This window comes from Frankia alni ACN14a, assembly GCF_000058485.1.
GTDB classification, from domain to species: domain Bacteria; phylum Actinomycetota; class Actinomycetes; order Frankiales; family Frankiaceae; genus Frankia; species Frankia alni.
In genome coordinates this window covers 7,177,227-7,198,847 of record NC_008278.1, presented here as the reverse complement: position 1 = coordinate 7,198,847, position 21,621 = coordinate 7,177,227, and the positions used below count along the sequence as shown (strand labels likewise).

The 21,621-nt window shown below is 72.5% G+C and carries 22 protein-coding genes and 1 tRNA gene; 13 read left to right on the top strand and 10 right to left on the bottom strand.

Features of this window, described 5'->3' with window-relative positions; all coding sequences use genetic code 11:
* Positions 1–131: 131 nt before the first annotated feature.
* Positions 132–1,634 (bottom strand): MFS transporter, encoded by a 1,503-nt coding sequence (locus FRAAL_RS28865; RefSeq protein WP_011607652.1) that lies wholly within the window; start codon positions 1,632–1,634, stop codon positions 132–134.
* 262 nt (positions 1,635–1,896) lie between these two features.
* Here FRAAL_RS28865 and FRAAL_RS28860 point away from each other — a divergent pair, with 262 nt between their 5' ends.
* Positions 1,897–2,370 (top strand): MarR family winged helix-turn-helix transcriptional regulator, encoded by a 474-nt coding sequence (locus FRAAL_RS28860; RefSeq protein ID WP_041941133.1) that lies wholly within the window; start codon positions 1,897–1,899, stop codon positions 2,368–2,370.
* 87 nt (positions 2,371–2,457) lie between these two features.
* Positions 2,458–2,546: transfer RNA gene (locus FRAAL_RS33385), tRNA-Ser, on the top strand.
* A gap of 358 nt (positions 2,547–2,904) precedes the next feature.
* Here FRAAL_RS33385 and FRAAL_RS28855 read toward each other — a convergent pair.
* Complete coding sequence (locus FRAAL_RS28855) at positions 2,905–3,792, bottom strand: helix-turn-helix domain-containing protein (protein WP_083866957.1); 888 nt, start codon at positions 3,790–3,792, stop codon at positions 2,905–2,907.
* Between the two features lie 345 nt (positions 3,793–4,137).
* On the opposite strand from FRAAL_RS28855, the gene FRAAL_RS28850 reads away from it, so the two are divergent.
* From FRAAL_RS28850 to FRAAL_RS28845, 3 genes are all read left to right on the top strand, one after another.
* Entirely contained in the window at positions 4,138–4,428 is a 291-nt protein-coding gene (locus FRAAL_RS28850; protein WP_041939931.1) for an FDXHR family putative zinc-binding protein, read from the top strand.
* A 154-nt stretch (positions 4,429–4,582) separates the two neighbouring features.
* Positions 4,583–4,714 (top strand): hypothetical protein, encoded by a 132-nt coding sequence (locus tag FRAAL_RS35675; protein ID WP_256788234.1) that lies wholly within the window; start codon positions 4,583–4,585, stop codon positions 4,712–4,714.
* On the top strand, positions 4,714–5,394 hold the full coding sequence (locus FRAAL_RS28845) for a hypothetical protein (protein ID WP_231861764.1): 681 nt from the start codon (positions 4,714–4,716) through the stop codon (positions 5,392–5,394). Before FRAAL_RS35675 ends, FRAAL_RS28845 begins: the two co-directional genes overlap by 1 nt.
* Positions 5,395–5,494: 100 nt before the next feature.
* Here the strand turns inward: FRAAL_RS28845 and FRAAL_RS28840 are convergent, their stop codons facing one another.
* The 4 genes from FRAAL_RS28840 to FRAAL_RS34380 form a co-directional block, all read right to left on the bottom strand.
* Complete coding sequence (locus FRAAL_RS28840) at positions 5,495–5,914, bottom strand: DUF3817 domain-containing protein (protein ID WP_011607644.1); 420 nt, start codon at positions 5,912–5,914, stop codon at positions 5,495–5,497.
* Entirely contained in the window at positions 5,914–6,387 is a 474-nt protein-coding gene (locus FRAAL_RS28835; protein WP_011607643.1) for a hypothetical protein, read from the bottom strand. Before FRAAL_RS28835 ends, FRAAL_RS28840 begins: the two co-directional genes overlap by 1 nt.
* Positions 6,388–6,970: 583 nt before the next feature.
* A complete protein-coding gene (locus tag FRAAL_RS28830; protein WP_011607642.1) occupies positions 6,971–8,473 on the bottom strand; it encodes a hypothetical protein in 1,503 nt (500 codons plus the stop codon).
* Positions 8,474–9,856, bottom strand: coding sequence for a SigE family RNA polymerase sigma factor (locus FRAAL_RS34380; RefSeq protein WP_011607641.1), 1,383 nt, complete (start codon positions 9,854–9,856; stop codon positions 8,474–8,476).
* Between the two features lie 518 nt (positions 9,857–10,374).
* Between FRAAL_RS34380 and FRAAL_RS28820 the strand changes: the two genes are divergently transcribed.
* From FRAAL_RS28820 to FRAAL_RS28805, 4 genes are all read left to right on the top strand, one after another.
* A complete protein-coding gene (locus FRAAL_RS28820; RefSeq protein WP_011607639.1) occupies positions 10,375–10,572 on the top strand; it encodes a hypothetical protein in 198 nt (65 codons plus the stop codon).
* Positions 10,573–10,612: 40 nt separating this feature from the next.
* Positions 10,613–11,260: a nitroreductase family protein gene (locus FRAAL_RS28815; RefSeq protein ID WP_011607638.1), complete on the top strand. Its 648-nt coding sequence runs from the start codon at positions 10,613–10,615 to the stop codon at positions 11,258–11,260.
* 53 nt (positions 11,261–11,313) lie between these two features.
* Positions 11,314–12,297 carry an NAD(P)H-quinone oxidoreductase gene (locus tag FRAAL_RS28810; protein WP_197537233.1) on the top strand — a complete coding sequence of 328 codons (984 nt, stop codon included), beginning with the start codon at positions 11,314–11,316 and terminating at the stop codon, positions 12,295–12,297.
* Between the two features lie 131 nt (positions 12,298–12,428).
* On the top strand, positions 12,429–13,004 hold the full coding sequence (locus tag FRAAL_RS28805; RefSeq protein WP_011607636.1) for a bacterial proteasome activator family protein: 576 nt from the start codon (positions 12,429–12,431) through the stop codon (positions 13,002–13,004).
* 30 nt (positions 13,005–13,034) lie between these two features.
* On the opposite strand, the gene FRAAL_RS28800 is transcribed toward FRAAL_RS28805, so the two are convergent.
* The 3 genes from FRAAL_RS28800 to FRAAL_RS28790 form a co-directional block, all read right to left on the bottom strand.
* Positions 13,035–14,564, bottom strand: a complete 1,530-nt coding sequence (locus FRAAL_RS28800; RefSeq protein ID WP_011607635.1) for a metallopeptidase TldD-related protein — start codon at positions 14,562–14,564, stop codon at positions 13,035–13,037.
* Entirely contained in the window at positions 14,561–16,132 is a 1,572-nt protein-coding gene (locus FRAAL_RS28795) for a TldD/PmbA family protein (protein WP_041939930.1), read from the bottom strand. Before FRAAL_RS28795 ends, FRAAL_RS28800 begins: the two co-directional genes overlap by 4 nt.
* Before the next feature lie 133 nt (positions 16,133–16,265).
* On the bottom strand, positions 16,266–16,895 hold the full coding sequence (locus tag FRAAL_RS28790; RefSeq protein WP_157892250.1) for a hypothetical protein: 630 nt from the start codon (positions 16,893–16,895) through the stop codon (positions 16,266–16,268).
* A 1,036-nt stretch (positions 16,896–17,931) separates the two neighbouring features.
* Between FRAAL_RS28790 and FRAAL_RS28785 the strand changes: the two genes are divergently transcribed.
* Together FRAAL_RS28785 and FRAAL_RS28780 are read left to right on the top strand one after the other, a co-directional pair.
* Entirely contained in the window at positions 17,932–18,084 is a 153-nt protein-coding gene (locus FRAAL_RS28785; RefSeq protein ID WP_231861411.1) for a hypothetical protein, read from the top strand.
* Positions 18,085–18,137: 53 nt separating this feature from the next.
* Positions 18,138–19,229: a helix-turn-helix domain-containing protein gene (locus FRAAL_RS28780; RefSeq protein WP_041941130.1), complete on the top strand. Its 1,092-nt coding sequence runs from the start codon at positions 18,138–18,140 to the stop codon at positions 19,227–19,229.
* On the opposite strand, the gene FRAAL_RS28775 is transcribed toward FRAAL_RS28780, so the two are convergent.
* On the bottom strand, positions 19,195–20,010 hold the full coding sequence (locus tag FRAAL_RS28775; RefSeq protein ID WP_050997470.1) for an HAD family hydrolase: 816 nt from the start codon (positions 20,008–20,010) through the stop codon (positions 19,195–19,197). The genes FRAAL_RS28780 and FRAAL_RS28775 overlap by 35 nt on opposite strands.
* A 148-nt stretch (positions 20,011–20,158) precedes the next feature.
* Here FRAAL_RS28775 and FRAAL_RS28770 point away from each other — a divergent pair, with 148 nt between their 5' ends.
* A complete protein-coding gene (locus FRAAL_RS28770) occupies positions 20,159–20,623 on the top strand; it encodes a phosphoribosyl-ATP diphosphatase (protein ID WP_256804488.1) in 465 nt (154 codons plus the stop codon).
* Positions 20,624–20,663: 40 nt separating this feature from the next.
* A complete protein-coding gene (gene hisG / locus FRAAL_RS28765) occupies positions 20,664–21,512 on the top strand; it encodes an ATP phosphoribosyltransferase (protein ID WP_041939928.1) in 849 nt (282 codons plus the stop codon).
* Positions 21,513–21,621 lie beyond the last annotated feature (109 nt).

Below are 21,621 nucleotides of genomic sequence, written 5' to 3'. Positions count from 1 at the left end.
CCGCGGTCGCCCGGCGGGCCGTGGACGCGATCGACGTCCTGACGGGGGTGTCTGCTCACCCTGGCGGGATGCCCGAACGCGCGGGCACCCACACCGTGGGTACCCGCGCGTCCGGCGGATCGGGAGGCGGTTCAGGCCTGGACTGCGTCCACCGTCTCCGCCTCGGTGACCGTGCTCCTGGTCTCCCGCTGGCTGGGGACGGTGACCGCGGCGCTTGCCTGCCGGCCGGGGATGAAGGTGGCCAGCAGCAGCGCGAGCAGGGCCGACCCCGCGCCGAGGACGAACGCGAGCCGGAAGCCGCCCTCGGACGGCAGCGCGACGCCTTCGAAGGTCGTGGTCATGTGCGCGAGGACCACGCCGACGACCGCGGCGGACGACGAGGTGCCGAGCGAGCGCATCAGGGTGTTCAGGCCGTTGGCGGCGGCCGTCTCGGTCGGCGGCACCGCGGCCATGATCAGGGCGGGCATCGACGCGTAGGCCAGGGCGACCCCGAGGCCGATGATGCAGGCCAGGAAGATGATCTCCCAGACCTCGCTCATGAGCACCAGGCCCAGCCCGTAGCCGATCGCGATCGTCCCCGCGCCCAGCATCAGGGTGACCTTGGATCCGAAGGCCGCCGACAGCCGGGCGGTGACCGGGGAGGCCAGCATCATCACGAGGCCGAACGGCGCGAAGCACAGGCCGGCGACGATCATCGACTGGCCGAATCCGTAGCCCGTGCCCTTGGGGGCCTGCAGGAGCTGCGGGATGATCAGGGACATGCCGTACATCGCGAAGCCGATGATGACCGAGGTCAGGTTGGTCATCAGGACCTGACGGCGGGCGCTGATCCGCAGGTCGACCAGCGGGCTCGGGGTGCGCAGCTCCCAGAAGCCCCAGGCGAGCAGGATCACGACGGCGGCGACGCCGAGCCCCAGCGTGGTGCTCTTGGTCCAGCCCCAGTCGCTGCCCTTGGAGATGACGAGCAGCAGGCACAGCACGCCGGCGGACATCCCGAGGGCGCCGACGAAGTCGAAGCGGCCGTGGGTCTTGTCGCCCACCGGCGACTCGGGGATCACCTTCCAGATGACCAGCAGCACCAGCACGGCGAGCCCGGCCGCCCCCCAGAACAGCACGTGCCAGTTCACCTGCTGGGCGATGATCGCCGACAGCGGGACACCGAGGGCGCCACCGATGCCCAGCGAGGAGCTCATCAGCCCGAGCGCCGAGCCGAGCTTCTCGGGCGGCAGCTCGTCACGCATCACGCTGATGCCGAGCGGGATCAGGCCCGTCGCCAGACCCTGCAGCGCGCGCCCGGCGACCATCGGCAGCAGCGAGGTGCTCAGCGCGCAGACGACCGAGCCGATGATCAGCACCACGAGGCTGACCATCATCATCCGCTTCTTGCCGTACATGTCGCCGAGGCGGCCCACGATCGGCGTCGAGACCGCGGCGCCGAGCAGGGTCGCGGTCACCACCCAGGCCGTGTTCGAGGCGGAGGAGTGCAGCAGCTCGGGAAGGTCCGAGATGAGCGGCACCACGAGGGTGTGCATGACCGAGACCACGACCCCGGCTGTGGCCAGGGCCCCGATCATCAGCCCGGGCGCGGGTGCGCCCTCCTGCCGACTGGTCGGGTCGGCGGACGCCTGTGCCATGGGAGCCTCCGGGGTGGATGACGGCGAGGATCACCGACGGAAGGTGACCGTCTGCGCGCGGACCGCGAGTGACTGCGGGTGCGCACGACCATGTCGCTTGCAAGGGGGGTTTGCGAGATCGTTTCGGTTGCCACGGACGATCGCTGTTGTGCACGATACATGCTATGTGTGCCGTGCACAGACGCCGGAGCTGCGCATAGTCTGGGATAAAGGTCACGGTCAGACGAGGGCATAGGTGCCCGGATGCGCGGCGGAGGCGAGCGTGCTCGAGGACCTGCAGGAGATCGAGCGAGAGCTGTTGCTGCTCGCCCGCCATCACATCCTGCCCACGTCCACCCACAAGCAACACGGCCGGACACTCGACCGCTCGGCGTACTTACTGCTGAGCCGGATCGAGGCGGAGGGGCCGATGACCATCGGGCAGCTCGCCGACGCCTTCGCCCTCGACGTCTCCACCGTCAACCGGCAGGCCGCGGCGATGCTCCAGGCCGACCTGGTCGAGCGCATCCCCGATCCCGACGGCGGGATGGCCCGCAAGCTGGCGGTCACGCCGCAGGGGCTGGCGCGCCTGCACGCCGACCGCGATGTGGTGCTGCGGGGGCTGGGCCAGGTCCTCGAGAACTGGTCCGCCGAGGACCGGCGATGTTTCGCCGATCTGCTCGGCCGCTTCAACATCACCTGCGAGCGCGAGAACGGCTATCCCTGGCCCCGTCCCGCCCCCGTCGCCGACCGGTAGCCGCCCGCCGCGCCGCGCCGCGGCGGCGGCCGGGCGATGATCGGATCTTGTAGGATGAGCACGCTTGTCTGGCTTGACTGCCAGGTGGGAGGGCTCGCCTAGAGGCCGATGGCGGCGGTCTTGAAAACCGCTAAGGGGAGTGATCCTCTTCGTGGGTTCGAATCCCACGCCCTCCGCTCACGTCAGCTCCTGACGTTCCGTTGCTGCATTACCCCGCCGGTCATCGACGGGGCCGCAGCCGGCGGCGACGCTGGTCGGGTCGGAAACGGCCGACGCCGGAGGGTGCGGACCCGCCGGGACGAACGCAGCGAGATGAGTGCTGTGACCGTGCACACCGAGGCCGTCGAGCGTTACTTCGCCGCGTGGAACGCGACCGAGCCGGACCGGATCGCGGCGGCGGTCAGCGCGGCGTGGACGCCCGACGGCGGCTACACCGACCCCACGGCCGGGGTCGTCGGCCGCGACGGGACCGCGTGCCCGCCACGGCGGGATAGCCCGCGGCCGCGCGGGGCGAGCGCGGGCGGGGCGGCCGGTTCATCGCCCCTCGGCGAGGGCCGCAAGGGCTTTGGCCGTCTCCGGGTCGGCGGGCAGGAAGGTCTCGACCGCCAGCTCGGAGACGGTCACGTCCATCGGGGTGTTGAACGTCGTCATCGTGGAGATGAGCGTGAGCAGATGTCCTTCGACGACAATCCGCATCGGTAGTGCGAGCGCCGCAGGCGCCCCGTCGGACGGCGCTGCGGGATTCGCCGAACCGGGGCCTGTGTCCGCACCCGGATCGTTGAGGGCCGGTCGGTCGGGAACGGGATAGGCGGACACCTCGTCGTGGAGCGCGCGCAGTGCGGGCGAACCACGCAGAATCATGTTCCGCTGCATTCTCTCCAGCAGGTGCGATCGCCATTCCGCCAGATTCACGATTCGCGGCGCGAGCCCACGCGGATGCAGAGTGAGGCGCATGGCGTTCAGCGGTGGGCGCAGCAGGTCCGCCGGCACGCCGGTGAGCAGAACCAGCGCCGCCCGGTTGGTCAGTGCAACGTCATAGTGCCCGTCGAGTACCAGCGCCGGGTTCGGCTCATAGGCAGTGAGCAGCTGCTCCAACCCGGCGCGCACGGCGGTCATCGCCGGGTCGTGCAGCGGGGTCTCCGGGTAGGCCGGGGCGTAGCCGGCGGCGATCAGCAGCGCGTTGCGGTCCCGCACCGGAACGTCGAGATGTTCGGCGAGTCGCAGGACCATCGCCCGGCTCGGCGTGGCCCGGCCGGTCTCGACGAAACTGATGTGCCGGGCGGAGCTATCCGCCCGAAGTGCTAGTTCGAGTTGACTGACTCTGCGTCGTTCCCGCCACTGCCGCAGCAACGCGCCCACGCCCATCCGGGCACCCCCGGGTGCCGGGTCGGCCGGGCCGGGTCCCGTGGAGGGGCTCGTCATGCGTGCAACCGTAGCCAGTCTGGCCGGGGCCGGTCGTGCCATCGTTCGCCACGACATGGCCCAGTGTCCCTGCATTGTGATTTTCGTGTTCGATGATGTCTGCCACGGGCGTCTGCCCTGAGCGGCCCGAAAGGTTGCGCGAGATGCCCGGAGTAGGTGGGATCGCCCCGACCTGACCGTCTCCGGAGCGTTGGCACTGGACAAACACCCTGAAGACTCGACGGCCGGTTGCGTGACGCTTGTGCAGGTCTGCGACAGGATGGCCGGGTGCCTCCCCGTCGGTCGACATCCCCTCGCGCGATCCCGGCCGCCGTCTCCTCGCCCCGGCGTCCCCGCGCGATTTCCGTGACCCTTCACTCCGATCCGGATCAGCCCGGCCGGCAACCGACACTGCCGATCCAGGTGCCCCGCCGCCGGCAGCCCGAGGCCGGTGCGCATATCGCGGTTACGGCCAGTTGTGCCGGCTGCGACACGCGGTGGACCGATCCGGTCACGACCCATTGCGGTTCATGTCATCAGTCCTGGCCGAGCGTGCAGGGCTTCGACGACCACCTGGTCGAATGCCCGGCCCATCCGGTCATCGCCGCCCGGCGGGTGAAGCGGGAAGCCGAGCAGTCCGGCGTCGGAGCCGCCTGACCGGCGCCATTGGCATCGGCGTCGGACCGGTCCGGAGTTTCCCGCCCGTCGGCCGAAACTCCGTCGGCCGCCTGTTTCCCGACTCCACCTGTGATTGCGGTCAACCGGTCGGTGACGCGGTCGCGGAACTGCTACGTTCCGGCGCTGGAGCACCGTGGCCGTCCGCGGCGTGGCGTGCGCCCGATCGCGGCGGCGCAAGCTCGCCGGGGCGGCGGCCGCCGCGGTCGCGCAGGTGCTGTCTGCCCCTGCCGGGCCGGTGCTGCTGGACGGGTCCTGCCGGGCGTGATGCAGGCGCGTGGTCCAGGCGGCGTGGTCCAGGCGGAGCGGTCGGGTGGGGTGGCCGGGAGGATGGAGGAGTCGATGACGGTCTGCGGGCTGGTCCGGTTGGACGGGGTCGACGTGCGGCGGGCGGTGCTCACCACGATGCTGGCCTCCTCCGCCGCCGGGTTGCCGGCAGCGCGCGGAGTGCACACCGACGGGGCGTTCGGGGCGGTGAGCGCGGCGTCTGCGGGCGCTGACCCGACCCCGCCGATCGCCGTCGACGACGCCGGGCTCGTGGTGATCGCCGACCCCGGGCCGCGGGCTGTGGGCGCCCGCCGCTCGGCGCGCGCGTCGGCCGACGCCTACCGCACCGGCGGCCGGTGGGCTCTGCTGAGCCCCGCGGGCACGATCGCCGTCGTCTGGGAACCGGCCCGGGCCCGGCTGGTTCTCGCCCGGCCGTCGGGCGCCCACACCGAGCTGGTCACCTGGTCGGACGGACGGTTGTTCGCCTTCGGCACCGAGATCGAACAGGTGTTGTCCGTCGGCGGTGGCGGGCCGTCCCGCCCGGCCCGGCTGCGGCGGCTCGGGTCGGGCGAGGTCGTCTCGATCACCGTGGCCGCTGCGCGACACCGCCCCGCGCTCACTGCGGTCCGCCAGCGCACCGGTGCGGCGGCTCCGGGACTGGCCCCGGCCGGCTGCCCCTGACGGCCACCGGCCGCCTGGAACATCCGGGAGACCGTGCCGGCCGCCGGGTGGTGGCGGGCCCGGTCTGGTCGGCGGCGCGAGCCGGTCTGGTCTGGTCGGCTCAGCGGGCGGGCGCCTTGGCGGCCTTGCCGGTGGCGGGTCGGGTGGCCGGGGCGCCGGCCGGTGCGGCGAGGTGCTTGCGGTGGATCAGGGCGGTGACCCGGCGCTCGGCGACGAACGACAGGAACGGGATCGTGCCCGCGAGCATGATCAGGATCGTCTGCCGCAGCGGCAGCCGGCAACGGTTCGCCAGGTCGTACGCGCAGGCCAGGTACACCATGTACAGCACGCCGTGGATCGGGCCGATCGCCGCGACGACGGTGTCGTTGCCGCCGGCGTACTTCAGCGGCACGCCGACGCACACCAGCAGGATCAGGCCGAGGCCGACGACGTAGGCGATCACGCGGTACCGCAGCAGGGCGGCTCGGACCGCCGACGCGGCGGAACGTCCCCCGGCGGTGCGGGAGGGGGCGGGGGTCATCAGCGGGCTCCGTTGATCTGTTTCGCGTTGATCTGCTTCGAGGTGATCTGTTTCGGGTCGATCTGCTTCAGGGCCTCGCGCAGCACGTCGCGCTCGTACAGCGAGGTGAGGTAGCGGTTGTAGGCGTCGAGCTCGTCGTCCTCCTCGGGCGAGTCCGACGCCGCGGTCAACATCCGGGGGCCGTCCAGCTCCGGCCGCCAGGGCGCCTCGGGGGCGATCCGCCCGCCCGCGCCCCACTGGGGACCGCCGTCGTCCTGGGGCGCCAGCTCTTCTCTGATCATCTTGTACCACCAGTACACGACGAAGGCGGCGAAGATCGGCCACTCGACGCCGTAGAAGAGGTTCTGCAACGAGCCCTGCGCCGACTCGCCCTTGGTGAGCTGCCATATCCCCATGCGGATGAACAGCGCGACCATAGCGAGCGCGAGGAGATGACGCGCGATCCACGAGGGTGCAAACAACAGCCGGCGCACGCTGTCGACGCTACCTCTCCGGGTCCGCTTCGCGTAGGTCGCGGGTCAGGTGCCAGCGACCAGGCTCACACCGTCGATGACCCGCTCGGGCCAGCCGGGCGACGGACGGTCCGCGCACCGAGCCGGACGGCGGGGGCCCGGTCGGGCCCCGGGGCGCGGCGGAGGCGGCGATGGCTGGATGCCCGGGGCACTGGATGAGGGCGCTGGGCGCCCGGAGTGCCGGGTGCCGATGCCCGGAGTGGGCGAAGGGGCGGTGGTGAGGGGGCTGGCCGGCCTTGGCCTGACCGGCCAGCCCCGGTACCGCTCGACGGCCCGTTCGGTCGGCTGGGGGGGGTTAGCCGGACGAACGGGCCGAAACGCCGGCCGGACCTCCTGGCGCGGGGGCCGGTGTGGCGTTCACATAGTCAGTCGTCCGGGAGATGTCGTTTGGTTGCCGCGGAGGGCAAGATTCTTTGAAAGTCTTTCGCGATCTCCGCCGGGTGACCCGAACGGGCTAGACACGATGGTGCGACGCCTTCGTACCGGCGGCCAGGGAGTCCGGCTCGGAAGGGTCGAGCGCCGTGATCGCCCGAGCACCGCTTCGTCACCGCAGCACCGCGGCCGCGAGCGTCCAGCCCGCGGAACTCCCGCTGGAGATCGACACGGTGGCGGCCCCGATGTTCGCCGGCAGCGACACGCTCACCCGGGCATCCGCCGAACCGTCGAGCAACGTCGACGGCAGCGCGACGGTGAAGGTCCGCCTGTCCCGTAGCGAGGACACGGTGATCTCGACGCGTCCCGACGACGACCCGAGGTAGACGTCCAGGGTGCGGGCCTGCTGCAGGACGAAGGTCGACAACACGGCGGTGCCCTGGACCGCCAGCCGGTCGGTGTCATCGGTGCCGCTGGCCGTCGGCATCCCGCCGCTCCAGTCGAAGCCCGAGGGCGACGTCGTCGGGACGCCCGCCACGCTCGCGCTGAGCAGCGGGACCGGCAGCGCCGCCCGGTTCTGCACCCCGCCCCACCCCTCGCCGAACAGCGCCCAGTCCGCGGCCCCGGCGCCGGGGAGCTGGACTCGCGATCCGGCCGGGAACGGCGCGGCGGAGCTGGTGTAGATGCCGGTGGCGGACGGCGCCAGGCCGGTGGTGGGCGCCTGGCCGGTGCCGGCCGCGCCGGTGCCGTCCTGGGCCGGTGCGGCCGGATCGGGCCTGGTGCCCCTCGTCAGCGGCTGCGTGGACGCCTCGCTCGACGGCCTGGCCGCGCCCGCCGGCTCGGCCGCTCCCGCGGCCGCCGTGCTGGAGGGCGGACTGCCCTGCCCCTGCGGGACACCGGCCGAGGGGTCCGCGGGCGTGGGGGAATGCGCGGCGGGCGGTCGGGACGGTGCCAGCGTGGCGCCCGCGGTCGCCCACGGGGACTCCGCCGGGCGGGGGCGGGCGGTCACGGTGGTGGTCGGGGGGTCGGACGAATCGGAACCCTGCAGATCGAACAGAGCGACCAGCGCGATCAGGGCCAGGCTCAACACGGTGACGGTTGCGCCGACGAGCGCCTGGGTGCGACGCCGGCCCGCCCGCCCGGGCGCACCGCCGCCGGGTCGGGTGCGCCGTCGGCGCCGGCCCCGCCGCGGCAGCACCGCGGACGGGCGCCTGCGGGGCGCGCCGGAGCGAGCCTCCAGCCGCAGGGGCGACGTCGCGCCGGGCCGGTTCGCCTCCTCGTCGGCGGGCTCGCCGAGGTCGAGCGGACCGGTCAGGTCGATCAGCGTGCCCAGGCCGTCCCGCGCGGCCATCTCGGCGTCCGCGGCCATCTCGGCGTCCGCGTGCGGTTCGGCGTACAGCCCTGGCTGCGGGAGATCCTGGACGCTGCCGGCCGCCCGGGCGGTGAAGGGGGAGACGGAGCCCGGCTGGCGCAGCGGGAGGACGGACGGCCCGCCCAGCGGCTGCCCGACGGCCGCCGCGAGCCGGCGCCGAATCCGGTCGGAGTCGGGCTGGTGGCGGGCCATCTCGGCGCCCAGCAGACCGCGCAGCTCCTCGTGGAACGGCGTGCCGGCGCGGCCCGCCCCGGCAGGTGGTTCATGGCCGGGCTCCTGGAACCCCGACGTGCTCGGTGTCATCTACGCCTCGCCGACCCGCCACACCGGCCAGGCCAGTCGTTCCGGCCAGGCCAGTCGCGGCCAGGGAAGCGACCCGGGCCAGGTCGGTGAACCCGCCCCGCCCGGTCGCTCGAGCCAGCCCGGTTCGTCCAGTCGGGTCACGTGTTCGGCCAGGGTCACGTGTTCGGCCTGCGACGCGTGTACGGCCTGCGACGCGTGTTCGGCCAGGGTCACGTGTTCGGCTCCGGTGAGGCGTTCGGGGCCGGTAACGCACTCGAAGCCGGTAACGCGTTCGGCTCCGGGAACAGGTTCGGGACCGGAAACGTGGTCGGGACCGGAAACATGGTCGGGATCGGGAATGCGTTCGGGACCAGGAATGTGGTCGGGGCCTGGTACGCGCTCGGGAACGTGTTCGCGCCAGGCCAGCGGTGGGTGCCCCAGGCCTGATCCGCGCCGGGGGACGGGTTCGCGCCGCAGCGGTTCACGCCGGGCCAGCGGCGCCGCACCGAGCTTCCGGCCCGTCTCGGGGAAGGGGTCACCGCCGGGGTGCCGACCGGCTCCGGGAACCCGTCCGGGCCCCGGTGTCAGTTCGGCCCCCGGTGTCAGTTCGGCCCCCGGTGTCAGTCCGGCCCTCGGTGTCAGTTCGGGCCCCGGCGTCGGCTCGGTGCCGCGCGGCGGCGCGAAGGTGGACCGGTCGGGCCCGGCGGGTTCGTCGGACTGGTCGGTGCCGTGTCCCCCGAGGGACTCGGCCGAGCCGGATCGCGCGCCGTGCATCCGGGACTCGCCGGGCCGGGACGTGCCGCCCGGGGGCGTTGCGGGGTGTTCGGGCGCCATGCGGGGGGTCACCTCCTGCTGGGTCGTCGCGGTCGGCGGCGGTTCGGCTCTCTTAAGGATTCGCTCGAGTTCGGCGACTCCCTTGGCCGTCTGGCTCTTCACCGTCCCGACGGAGATGCCCAGTGTCCGGGCGGTCTCCCCTTCCGAGAGGTCGAAGGCGTAACGGAGGACCACGCAGGCCCGCTTGCCCGAGGGCAGGCTCATCAGGGCGGTGCGCAGGTCGACCACGGCCGGCACGTCCGGCACCGGGGCGGATCGCTCGGCGCGCTGCCCGAGCACGGCCAGCCCGCGCCGCTCGCGCACGACCCTGCGGACGCGGTCCGCCGCCAGATTGGCGACGATGCGCCGGACGTAGGCCAGCGGGAGCTCGGCCGAACGGACCCGGTCCCAGTTCGACCAGGCCGCGGTGAGCGCCTCCGCGGTGAGGTCGTCGGCTGCGTCGTGGTCGCCGGTCAACAGGTACGCGAAGCGGCTCAGCGCGCGATGATGGCTCTCGAAGAACGCGTGGAACTCCGCCTGTCTGTGGGGATGTTCGTGCTCGTCGTCGGCCGCGACCGCTTCCACTGGCACGCTCCCCGGGCCCGTCCTGGCCGGCGCGTCCCCGGCGCCGGCCAGACAGTCGATGCTGTGGTCGTCTGTGACTGGTTGCAGAGAACCAAGAGTTCAGGGTGATGCGCATATGACGGTAGCGACTGGATCTGCTGTCTGTCGTGGCACTTGAGTGCTGATCAGTTCCTGTACCGTTAATACGGCGATACGGACGTCGCACCTCGTGCGGACCGCCGTCTCCGCTGTGACCTGTGCGCCATCCGGGTCAGGGGCCGGGCCGGCCCGCCGGCGAGCCCTTTCGGCGGCCGGCCGCCACCCGAACGAAGTCCCGTTGTGGATCGGCTGTCTTTGTTGTTTGGCTGGTCGTGTCCCGAGATTGTGTCTGTTGTTGCTTCGATGCTTTTGTTGGTTGAGCGGTGATGTAGCGGCGCCGATCCGGTCTTCGGGGCGGGTCGCGAGGCTTCGGATGGACGGGTCGATGGCCGTGCGATGCTGGGACGATGTTTCCGCGGCTCCGACCACCGGGTACGGCGGGTGCTATGTCCAGCCCGCTCATCTCGACCATCCGTCCGCACCGTCCGGACACGCCGCCGCCGCTCGACCCGGACGCTCCGATTCCGGACGATCCGGGCCCGCTGCTGCCCGATACGCCGGATCTGCCGCCGGCGCCGCACGAACCCTCGCCGTACACCGAGCCGGCGCCGGACTCGCCCGAACCCGAGCCCGAACCGGTCTGATCCGCCACCCGCGCGGGATGCGGCCACGAAGGAGCTCATCGTGACCCTGCTCGACCTCACCCCCGACGAGGTGCTGACGACGACCCGCAGCGTGCGCCGGCGGCTCGATCTCGACCGTCCGGTCGAACCGGAGGTCATCGAGGAGTGCCTGCGGATCGCCCTGCAGGCGCCCAGCGGTTCCAACCGGCAGGGTTGGCACTGGATCGTGGTGACCGACCCGGAGCTGCGCGCGGGCATCGCCGAGTACTACCGGCGCGCCGCAACCGCCTATCTCGACGCCGGCTCCGGGCCGGTGCAGGACTCGCACGAGGGCGAGCGCCGCGCCGTCCAGCAGCGGGTGAGCGACTCCGCCCGGTACCTCGCCGAGAACCTGCACCGGGTTCCCGTGCACGTCATCGGCTGCCTGGAGGGAGACGCGAGGCAGATCCCGGGGGAGCTGCAGGCGGGCTTCTGGGGGTCGCTGCTGCCCGCCGCGTGGAGCTTCATGCTCGCCCTGCGGGCTCGCGGCCTCGGCAGCGCCTGGACGTCGCTGCACCTGCGCTACGCCGACGAGGTGGGGAAGCTGCTCGGCATCCCGCCGGACGTGAGCCAGGGCGTGCTGCTGCCCGTCGCCTACACCGTCGGGACGGATTTCCGGCCCGCGGCACGGGAGCCGCTGGCGAGCGTCCTGCACCGCGACCGCTGGTAGGACCTGCGGGTTCCAGGGCGCCGGCGGCGTCGTAGCGTGTGAGGGTGCATGCGGTGACGGTGTCGGCCCCCGGCGGGCCCGAAGTCATGTCCTGGTCCAGCGTGGCCGACCCGCCCGACCCCGGGCCGGGTGAGGTGACCCTCGACGTGGTCGCGACCGCGGTCAACCGGGCGGACCTGCTGCAGCGGCAGGGCCTCTACCCGCCGCCGCCCGGCGAATCCGAGATCATCGGGATGGAGTGTTCCGGCCGGGTCGCCGCCGTCGGGCCCGAGGTGTCCGGGGTCGAGGTCGGCACCGAGGTGTGCGCCCTGCTCGGCGGCGGCGGGTACGCGACCAGGGTGAACGTGCCGGCCGGCCAGCTCCTGCCGATCCCGGCGGGCGTCGACCTGGTCGAGGCCGCCGGCCTGCCCGAGGTCGCGGCCACCGTCTACTCGACCGTGTTCGGCATCGCCGACCTGCGCGACGGCGAGGTCTTCTGCGTCCACGGAGGAGCGTCGGGCATCGGCACCTTCGCGATCCAGGCGGTCCGGGCGCTGCGGCCCGACGCGGTGATCGCCACCACCGCCGGTACCGCGGCGAAGCTGGCCAGGGTCCGCGAGCTCGGCGCCGACGTGGCCGTCTCCTATCGGGACTCCGACTTCGTCGAGGTGATCCGCAAGGCCACCGAGGGCCACGGGGCGGACGTCATCCTCGACAACATGGGCGCGGCCTACCTGCCGCGCAACGTGTCGCTGCTGGCGGTCGGCGGTCGGCTCGTCGTCATCGGCCTGCAGGGCGGGGTGAAGGGCGAGCTCAGTCTCGGGGCTCTGCTCACCAAGCGGGCGTCGGTGCATGCCGCGTCGCTGCGGGCCCGGCCGGCGGCGGAGAAGGCCGAGATCATCGCCGGGGTCCGCGCCGAGTTCTGGCCGGCGGTCGAACGCGGCGCGATCAGACCGGTGATCGACCGGGTGCTCCCGATCACCGAGGTGGTGGGGGCGCACTCGCACGTCGCCGATCTCGGGCACGTCGGCAAGGTGATCCTCACCATTGCGCACTGACGGACGGCGCGTCGTGACCGGCTGTCGCTGATCGTGGTTGGGCCACGGCTGGCCCGCGGTCGCGCCATGGCCGGGCGGCCGACGGTGCACCGGCGCCGTGTGGCGCGCCCGGACGGGGCAGGATAGGGGTCATGACGGATCAACCGGAACCCCGCGTCGTGATCGTCGGGCCCGACGGAGCCCTGCACGACGGCCCGCAGACGGTGCTCGGCCGGCCGGCCCGGTCGGTGACCCCGGCCGACGAGCAGGACGAGCAGGAGGGGGGGCCGGCCGGCGGCAACCCCGTGGCCGAGCTGGTCTCCCAGCCCGACAAGGTGATGCGCATCGGCACGATGATCAAGCAGTTGCTGGAGGAGGTGCGCGCCGCGCCGCTGGACGACGCCAGCCGCGTCCGGCTGCGAGAGATCCACCGCAGCTCGATCCGCGAGCTCTCCGACGGGCTGGCCCCGGAGCTGCGGGCCGAGCTGGAGCGGCTGTCGCTGCCCTTCGACGAGGGCCACACCCCGTCGGACGGCGAGCTCAGGATCGCCCAGGCACAGCTGGTCGGCTGGCTGGAGGGCCTGTTCCACGGCCTGCAGACGGCGCTGTTCGCCCAGCAGATGGCGGCTCGGGCGCAGCTGGAGGAGATGCGCCGCCGGGCGCTGCCGAGCGGGCAGCAACAGCAGCAGCCCGGCGGTGAGACGTTCGGGCGCGGCGCCTACCTGTGACGGCGCCGGCGCCCGCGGGCGGCCCGGCGATCAGTTCGCCGGGCTGACCGAGCTCATGTTGAAGTCCGGCACCCGCATCGGTGGCATCCGGGTGAGCGTGAACCAGTCCGCCCACTCGCGGGCCATGGTGCGGGTGGCCGCGCCGATCTGCGCCGTGCGGCCCAGCAGGTCCACGGGCGACTCGTTGAACCGAAAGTTGTTCACCGCCCCGGTGACCTCGCCGTTCTCGACCAGGTAGACGCCGTCGCGGGTGAGCCCGGTCAGCAGCAGGACCTCCGGATCGACGTCCCGGATGTACCACAGGCTGGTCAGCAGAAGGCCGCGCCGCGTCGAGGCGATCATCTCGTCGAGCGACGCGGCGCCCCCCGCGTCCAGGGTCAGGTTATCGATCATCGGCGTGACCGCGCTCTGCGTGGCGCGGGCCGAGGCGCGGGTCTGCACGAGCGCGGCGAGCGCGCCGTCGCGAATCCAGTCGGTGGCGCCCAGGGTCAGCCCGTTGTCGAACACGCTCGACATCGACGACGACGACCCGGCGGTGACGAACGGGGTCGTCGCCAGCTCCGGGTCGGCGGGGTCGCTGAACAGCCGCAGCCCCGCCGGCCCGATCGCCTCGCCGATCCTGGTACCGCCGCCCGGCCGGCTGAACACCGTGCGGCCCTCGGCGGCGTCCCGCCCCGCGGCCGACCAGTACAGGTAGATCATCAGATCGGCGACCGCGGAGGGGGGCAGCAGCGTCTCGTAGCGGCCGGCGGGCAGCTCCACCGAGCGTTCGCACCAGGCGAGCCGGGAGCGCAACGCTGCGACCGTCGCGGCCACGTCCACGTCGGTGAAGTCGTGGGTGGACTGTCCGTGCCACACCGACCCGCCGGGAACGCCGGACTTGGCGTTCCACTCGACGCTGCCCGTCGGCTGGCTGTGCCGCAGCCGCAGCCCGGTGGACGTGCCCAGCCAGGTGGTGGTGACGCCGTGCTGGGCGAAGCCGAACAGTCGACTGCCCTGCGCCCGGGCGGCCCCGAACGCCTCGGCGAGGTCGCGGGCGAACGCGGCGAACACCCCCGTGCCGGTGCGGGCCGCCGGGTCGGTGAAGGCACCGCCGCCCGTGACCTGCTCGGGCCCGCCCCCGGCCAGACCGGCGGTGGCGGGCCCGAGCAGGTCGGCGTAGTCCTCGGCGTCCGCCGCCTCGCGGGCGGCGTCCTCGGCGGCGCGGACGAGCTCGGCGAGGCCGTCGGCGTCGGTGGGATGCGGCAGGTCCCCCGGCCGCGCGCCCCGGCCGGCCGGGGCGCCGACGGTGGAGGCCGTGCGCACCCCGAACGACCGGCCGACGACGCTGACGACCGTGATCGACCGGTCGCGGCTCGCCCCGTTGGTGGTCAGGGTGTTGGTGGCCCAGCGAAGGTTCACCGAGCTGGACTCGGTGGCGATCACCACGCAGCCGTCCGCCCGGGACAGCGCGAGGGCGCGCTCGACGATCTCGTGGGCCGCCTCGGGCACCGCGCCCGCCCGGTCGCCCCGGTCGCCCTGGTCGGCCCGGGTGGTGTCCGCCCCGGTCACCTGGCTCATCGGCCGGCCTCCCGCCGCGTGTTGAGGACGTTGACGCCGCGGAACAGCGTGGCCGGGCTGCCGTGGCTGACCGCCGCGACCTGGCCGGGCTGCCCCTTGCCGCAGTTGAACGCGCCGCCGAGCAGGTACGTCTGCGGACCGCCGACGGCCTCCAGCGAACCCCAGAAGTCCGTCGTCGTCGCCTGGTAGGCGACGTCGCGGAGCTGACCGACGATGCGCCCCGACCGGATCTCGTAGAACCGCTGCCCGGTGAACTGGAAGTTGTACCGCTGCATGTCGATCGACCAGCTCTTGTCGCCGACGATGTAGATCCCGCGGTCCACCCGGCTGATCAGCTCCTCGGTCGAGGGGCCGCCCGGCGCCGGCAGCAGGGACACGTTCGCCATCCGCTGGATCGGCACGTGGCCGGGGGAGTCGGCGAAGGCGCAGCCGTTGGAGCGCTCGACCCCGAGCACGTTCGCGTTGCGGGCCGCCATCGCCCGGTCGAGCTGGTAGCCGACGAGGGTGCCGTCGCGCACGATGTCGAACCGGCGGGTCTGCACGCCCTCGTCGTCGTAGCCGATGGTGGCCAGCCCGTGCAGGGCCGTGCGATCACCCGTGACCGTCATCGCCGGTGAGCCGTAGCGCAGGGCGCCCAGCTGGTCGAGGGTGGCAAACGACGTGCCGGCGTAGGCCGCCTCGTAGCCCAGCGCGCGGTCGAGCTCGGTGGCGTGGCCGACGGACTCGTGGATCGTCAGCCACAGGTTCGACGGGTCGATCACCAGGTCGTACGGGCCGGGTTCGACCGAGGACGCCTTGGCCTTCTCCGCCAGCAGCCCGGGAATGAGGGCGATCTCGCCGTCCCAGTCCCAGCAGCCCGCCGCGGGCCCCGCGACCATCCACTCCCAGCCGCGGCCGACGGGCGGGGCGATGGTGCGCATGGTCTCGAAGCCGCCGCCCGGGTCGACGCGCGTCGCCTCGATCTGGCTGAGCACCCGCACCCGCTGCTGCGTCGTCGAGGTGCCGGCCAGATCCGCGTAGTACTTGTTCTCCATCACCGCTTCGAACCGGCCCTCGACGTGGTCGACGTCCTGCGCCGCGAACAGGGTGCGGCACAGCCCCCCGACCCGCTCGATCCGCTCCCGCGCGTCGATGGCGAAGGGATCGGCGGCGTACGCCGAGACCCAGACCGCGTCGGCGTGCGCCGGCTCCGGGGCGAGCTCGACGGGCTCGGAGTTCAGCGGGGCCGCCACCCGCGCCATCTCGACGGCCTCCCGGGCCAGCCGGACCGCCTCGTCCGGGGTGAGGTCGACGCCGGCCGCGAAACCCCAGGTTCCGCCGTGCACGACCCGCACGGCGAGGCCCACCGTGGCGCCCTCGTGCCGGCTTTCCAGGGCGGCGTCGCGGAAGGACAGCGAGGAGTCCCGCAGCCGTTCGATGCGGATGTCGGCATGCGTGGCGCCGAGATCGCGTGCGGTCTGCAGGGCCGCGTCGGCGAGGGCGGGACGCGGCAGCGCGAGAAACTCCGCGTCGATCTCGTGCGCCGGCAGGCCGGATGCGGCCGGGTCCTGATGGACGGGTGTCGCCATGTCCCTATCCTGGCCCGCGCCGGCGCCCGGTGGGGCGCCGACCCGGGTGGGCGGTGCAGTGGCGGCGCCCACCATCGACACCCCGTGGCCGAGGGCGGCCCGGGGCCGCGCCTCGATTACCACACGTGAATGGCTACCCCGGATGATCGGCAGAGCCCGGATCGTCCGGACGGGGGCGGCCGGATCCGGCCGCCCCCGGCGGCGGTGCGGGGAGACTGCCCGTGGGCTCGGCCGTCTCGCGGCTCCACGCGTCGATCAGCCTCCAGCGCCGTTCGGCCTCCCGGACGGCGGCGGCCAGGATCTCGGGACGATCGGACTGGCTCACGCCGATGAGCAGGTCCGTGGCGGCGGTGAAGGCGTCGACGAACCAGGCCGTCGCGGGGGCGCGCAAGTCGAGTCGGGCGGGTCGGTCCGCCCTGGGGACGGCGGCGGCGAGGAAGACCCGCAGCAGGCAGGACATCCGGTCCGCGAGCGGGTCGAACGCGGTCGGGTCGAACGCGGCCGGGTCGAACGCGGCCGGGGCGAACGCGGCCGGGGCGAAGCGACGGACGCCGGTACCGCGCATCGCGGACGGCGGAACCGGCCGCGCATCCGGCGTCCCGACCGCTTCCGGGGCGCGAGGCCGGCCGCGAGGACCGAGCCGCGCATCCACGAGCGCCTTCACGACCACCATGAGGATCGCGACGATCGTCCAGGCCAACAGCAACGGCCAGGACCTTGGGGCGTCGAGGAGAGCCGCACCCGGCCGGCTGGGGATGTCCATGCGACCTTCCCTCCTGTCGGGCAGGCCTCGACGTCGGTCGAGGCGGCGAGGAAGCCGCCCGATCCCGCCGACCCCGGTGATGCCGGCCCGACATCCCGCGGCACATGGTCGATCTTGTTGGGCGGATTGGGTGTAAATGCACGGTTTGAGCGAGAATCTGTACCCGCCGCACCGCAACCACCGCTGAGCGCCGCTTCGCCGCCGTGGACCCGGTGGTGACGGGGGACCACCCCGGGGGCGTTGGGGTGTCGGCCGACGGGATGCTCCAGTCCGAATCATCCGGCACGATCATCCGAATCTCAAGAGAATTTCTGAATATTCATGATCGAGCCAGAATCGTTGCGGCTCGCCGGCGTCCGGCAGGGGACCCCGCGGCCGGCGCCGCTGGAACGCGGCGCTGGGGTGCGGTGTGGGGGTACTTCCACGCAGGGGTTCGGAGGGGACGTGTCCGCGGCCGTCGGGCCGCGGGGCGGCAACGCGGGACTCGATCCACGCCACCGGTCGTCGGCGGGCGGACGCGACGCGGTCCGCGCCCCGAGCCGGCTTCCCGCCGGAGCCGCAAAATATTCACGATGCTACCCGGCGTAGTCGAAAGGTCGGGGCTACCGCTGTCCTCATTCTCACGTTCCGGTCCTGCTCCCCGTGAACGGGTAGCCCGGAGGAGCTGCTAGTTCACGCGTTTCGGTACTATTTGCGGTGGTCCCGCGCAGCGTTGTGTCACCGCGTCTTGCGACTCTCTGTAGTGATGAAATTGCTTGAGGTGGTGGCTACGCCTGCTGGACGATGGGATTTGCCGAGCAGCGGTGACGTTCGGTTATGGCCCTCGGCGTCAGCTCGGCACGCTTGAGAGCCGATCTGCCCCAAGCGGTCGGAATATTCGCGTCGCCGCCGTAGATCTGATCGTTATTACTGCGCTATGTCCTGACTCGGGAGTGATCCCTAGGATGAAGTGCAGTGGTGCAGAGAGGTAGGAGCGATGCGGCTCGTCCCGGTGGCCAGTGCGTCGTGCGCCAGCGCGAACTGTCCCACGGTGTATGTGAACGATGAGGATCAGGACATCTTCGTCCAGGGCTACGCCGTGGCGGACCAGCCGATCCCGACGGGCGAGGTGCCCCCCGGCGAGGCGTTGGTGCGCATCCCCCGCAGCGTGTTCCTGGCAGCCGCGCGCGGGCTGCCGGCGCAGGCGTAGCCGTCGGGGCGCAGGCGGTGGCCGGCGGGGACGGACCGACCTCGGAGGTGGGCATGGAGGGCGAGAGCGCGCCCCCGCCGGCGACGGCACCCGACGGCACGCCGCCGGCCCGGCTCGGGGTCGAACTCGCTCAGCTACGCCATGCCCGGGCGATGACCGGCCAGGCCCTCGCCTCGTCCGTCGGCATCAGCCAGAGCACGATTTCCAAGATCGAGAATGGTCTCCTCCGGCCCAACCCCGCGGACGTCGAGCGGATCGCCCGGACCCTGCAGGCCCCGCCCGAGCTCGTCCGCCATCTCGTCGACCTCGCGGAGCGGCTGCAGTCGACCGCCGCGCGCCGGGCGCCGCGCCGCCGCGGCGCCGTCACCGGCGTGGAGACCCGGCGGCAGGGCGTCAGCCTCGACCAGGAGGAGATCCTCGACGCCGAGCGGGAGGCGACCCTCATCCGGGAGTTCGAACCGATCCTGCTGCCCGGGCTGATCCAGATCAGCGAATATGCCCGCCGGGTGGTGAACGGCTATCACCGCATCACCATCGGCGGCGACGAGGGCGCGTGGTACCAGCGGACCGCGGAGAAGGTCAGCCTGCGGATCAGGCGGCAGAATCTGCTCTACGACGGGACCCGGCGGTTCGAGTTCATCCTGATGGAGTCGGTCCTCGGTAACCGTTTCGCGCCGCCGGAGTACATGATCGCACAGATCAAGCGGATTGCCGCGGTGGCGGAGCTGGACAACGTCACGGTACGGATCGTGCCGAGCTCGGCCGAGCTGGAGTATCCGCACGTGCAGGGATTCACGATTCTGGACGACAGCCTGGTCGTGGTGGAGACGCTGGAGGCCACGGGATTCAGCCATCCGGACCAGGTCCGGATCTACGCGAAGATCTTCGAGGAGTATGCGGCGCTGACCGCGCCCGACCTCGACGGGATTCTGGCGGGGTACACGCGCAGCTACGCCGAACTCCTCGCGCCCCGCCGCCCCACCGCCGGCACCGCCGGCAGCGCCGGCACCGTGGGCAACTCCGGCGCCCCGAGCGCCGCCGTCGCGCCGGGCGAACCCCCGTCGGCTGGGGAACCCACCTCGGGCAGGAACCCGACCCCGGGCGGGGAACTCACCCCGCCGCCGGAAACAGCCGCTCCAGGATGATCGCGACCCCGTCCTCGTCGTTCGAGGCGGTGACCTCGTCGGCGGCGGCGAGGACGTCCGGATGGGCGTTGGCGACGGCGACCGAGTAGCCGGCCCAGGCGAACATCGGCAGGTCGTTCGGCATGTCGCCGAAGGCGATGACGTCGCAGGCGGTCATTCCGCGCTCGGCGGCGAGCTCGGCCAGGGCCACGGCCTTCGACACCCCCGGCCCGGCGATCTCCACCAGGCCCACGCTCGACGTCGTGACGACGGCGTCCGTTCCGGCGAGTTCGACGATCGCGTCATACACCTCGGTGAACGGCTGACCACGTCGCCGGACCAGCAGCTTCGTCGCCGGCAGGGCCACCAGCAGCTCGGGGAACGCCGCGACCAGTTCCTCGGGATCCGGCCACATCGTCTCGAAGGCCGGTTCCCGGCCGAACCGGACGCCGCTCTCCACGGCGAACACGGCGTCCGGTACCGCGGCGCGGATCGCGCGGGCCAACCGCAGCGCCGTGGCCTGCTCGAGAAACCGGTGGCTGACCGGGACGCCCGTGTCCAGGTCGAACACGAGCGCCCCGTTCGCGCAGATGGCGAGGCCGGAGGCCGACGTCTGCGCGACGACGCCCGCCATCACCCGGCTCGGCCGCCCGGTGACGAACACGACGGTCGCGCCGGAGCGCTCCACCCGCCGCAGGGCCGCTCGGGTGCGCGGCGAGACGGTGCCGTCGCTGCGGATCAGCGTCCCGTCCAGATCGGTGGCGACGAGGGCAGGCGGGAACACAATGTCCCAGTCAACCAGCAACGCGCCGCACGGACCGGGCAATCCGCCAGCATCGTGATTCGCCAGCATCGTGATCCGCCACAGCATCGTGCGCCGGCCGAGGGGCGGCGTCGGCGCGCTGTGCCCACCTCACGAGCGTGGTCATCGGTGTCCTCGACCGGTGACGATGTTCGGCGGGACGGCCGACGGCCCGGTGACAGGTAGCATGCCGAACATGGTTCCTGCCGATCGGCCCGGGTCGCCGCCGTCCGGGCGTCTCTCCCGACCCGGGGCGGACGGCGATGCGCACCGTCCCGTCGGGGCCGCCGGCGATCCCGGCGCGGCGATCGGCAGCCCCCCCACCGCTGTCGGCGCGAATACAGCCAGCGGAAAGACATTTGACGAACTCTTCGCCGAGGTCGCCGACAAATGGCAGCGCCGGGCGCCCGGTTCGGGTACGGTCGCCGCCCTCGACAAGGGCGTTCATCATCTCGGTAAGAAACTCGTCGAGGAGGCCGCCGAGGCCTGGATGGCGGCCGAGTACGAAGGTCGGGAGAGGGCGGCTGAGGAGATCTCCCAGTTGCTGTACTGGAGTCAGCTCCTCATGGTTTCCCTGGGTCTTTCCCTGGACGACGTATACTCCCACCTGTGATCACGTCCCTGTCCTTTCCCGTAGACGCTGAGTAGTGACAATGCTTCGTATTGCGGTTCCTAACAAGGGGTCGCTGTCCGCGGCCTCCAGCCAGCTGCTCGCCGACGCCGGCTACAACGCCCGGCGCGAGTCCGCGGAGCTGGTGATCACGGATGTCGAGAACGACATCGAGTTCTTCTTTCTGCGCCCGCGCGACATCGCCGTGTACGTCGGTTCGGGCCGCCTCGATCTCGGCATCACCGGTCGCGATCTGCTCCTCGACAGCAACGCCGCCGCGGCGGAGCTGCTGCCGCTCGGCTATGCGCATGCCACCTTCCGCTACGCCGCCCCGGAGGGCGCGCTCGCGGACGTGGCGGAGCTGCAGGGCCGGCGGATCGCCACCTCGTTCCCGGCGCTGGTGCGGGCGGACCTGGCCGGCCGCGGTGTCACCCCGGCGAGCATCGTGACCCTCGACGGCGCGGTGGAGACGGCGGTGCGGCTCGGGGTCGCGGACGCGGTGGCCGACGTGGTCGAGACCGGCCGCACGCTGCGGGCCGCCGGGCTGGAGCTGCTCGGCGAGCCGGTCCTACGGTCCGAAGCGATCATCATCGCCAAGCGGGGGGCGGAGCTGTCCACGTCGCACGAGCGGCTGCTGCGCCGAGTGCAGGGCGTCCTCGTCGCTCGGCGCTACGTGATGATGGACTACGACGTGCCGAGCGCGGTGCTGGAGAAGGCGTGTGACATCACGCCCGGCTACGAATCGCCGACGATCTCACCGCTGCAGCGGGAGGACTGGGTCGCCGTGCGGGCGATGGTGCCCCGCGTGGAGGTCAACCGGACGATGGACGACCTGTGGGATCTGGGCGCCCGCGGGATCCTGGTCTCCGGCATCCAGGCCTGCCGGCTGTAACGCCGCTCGAAGCAAGTGCGCTCGATCCCCGGGGCCGGCCGACTCCGGCCGGCCGCCGCCGGGGGCGGTCACCCGGTGGCCCGAGGGGCCGGAGCCGGGTGACCGGTGG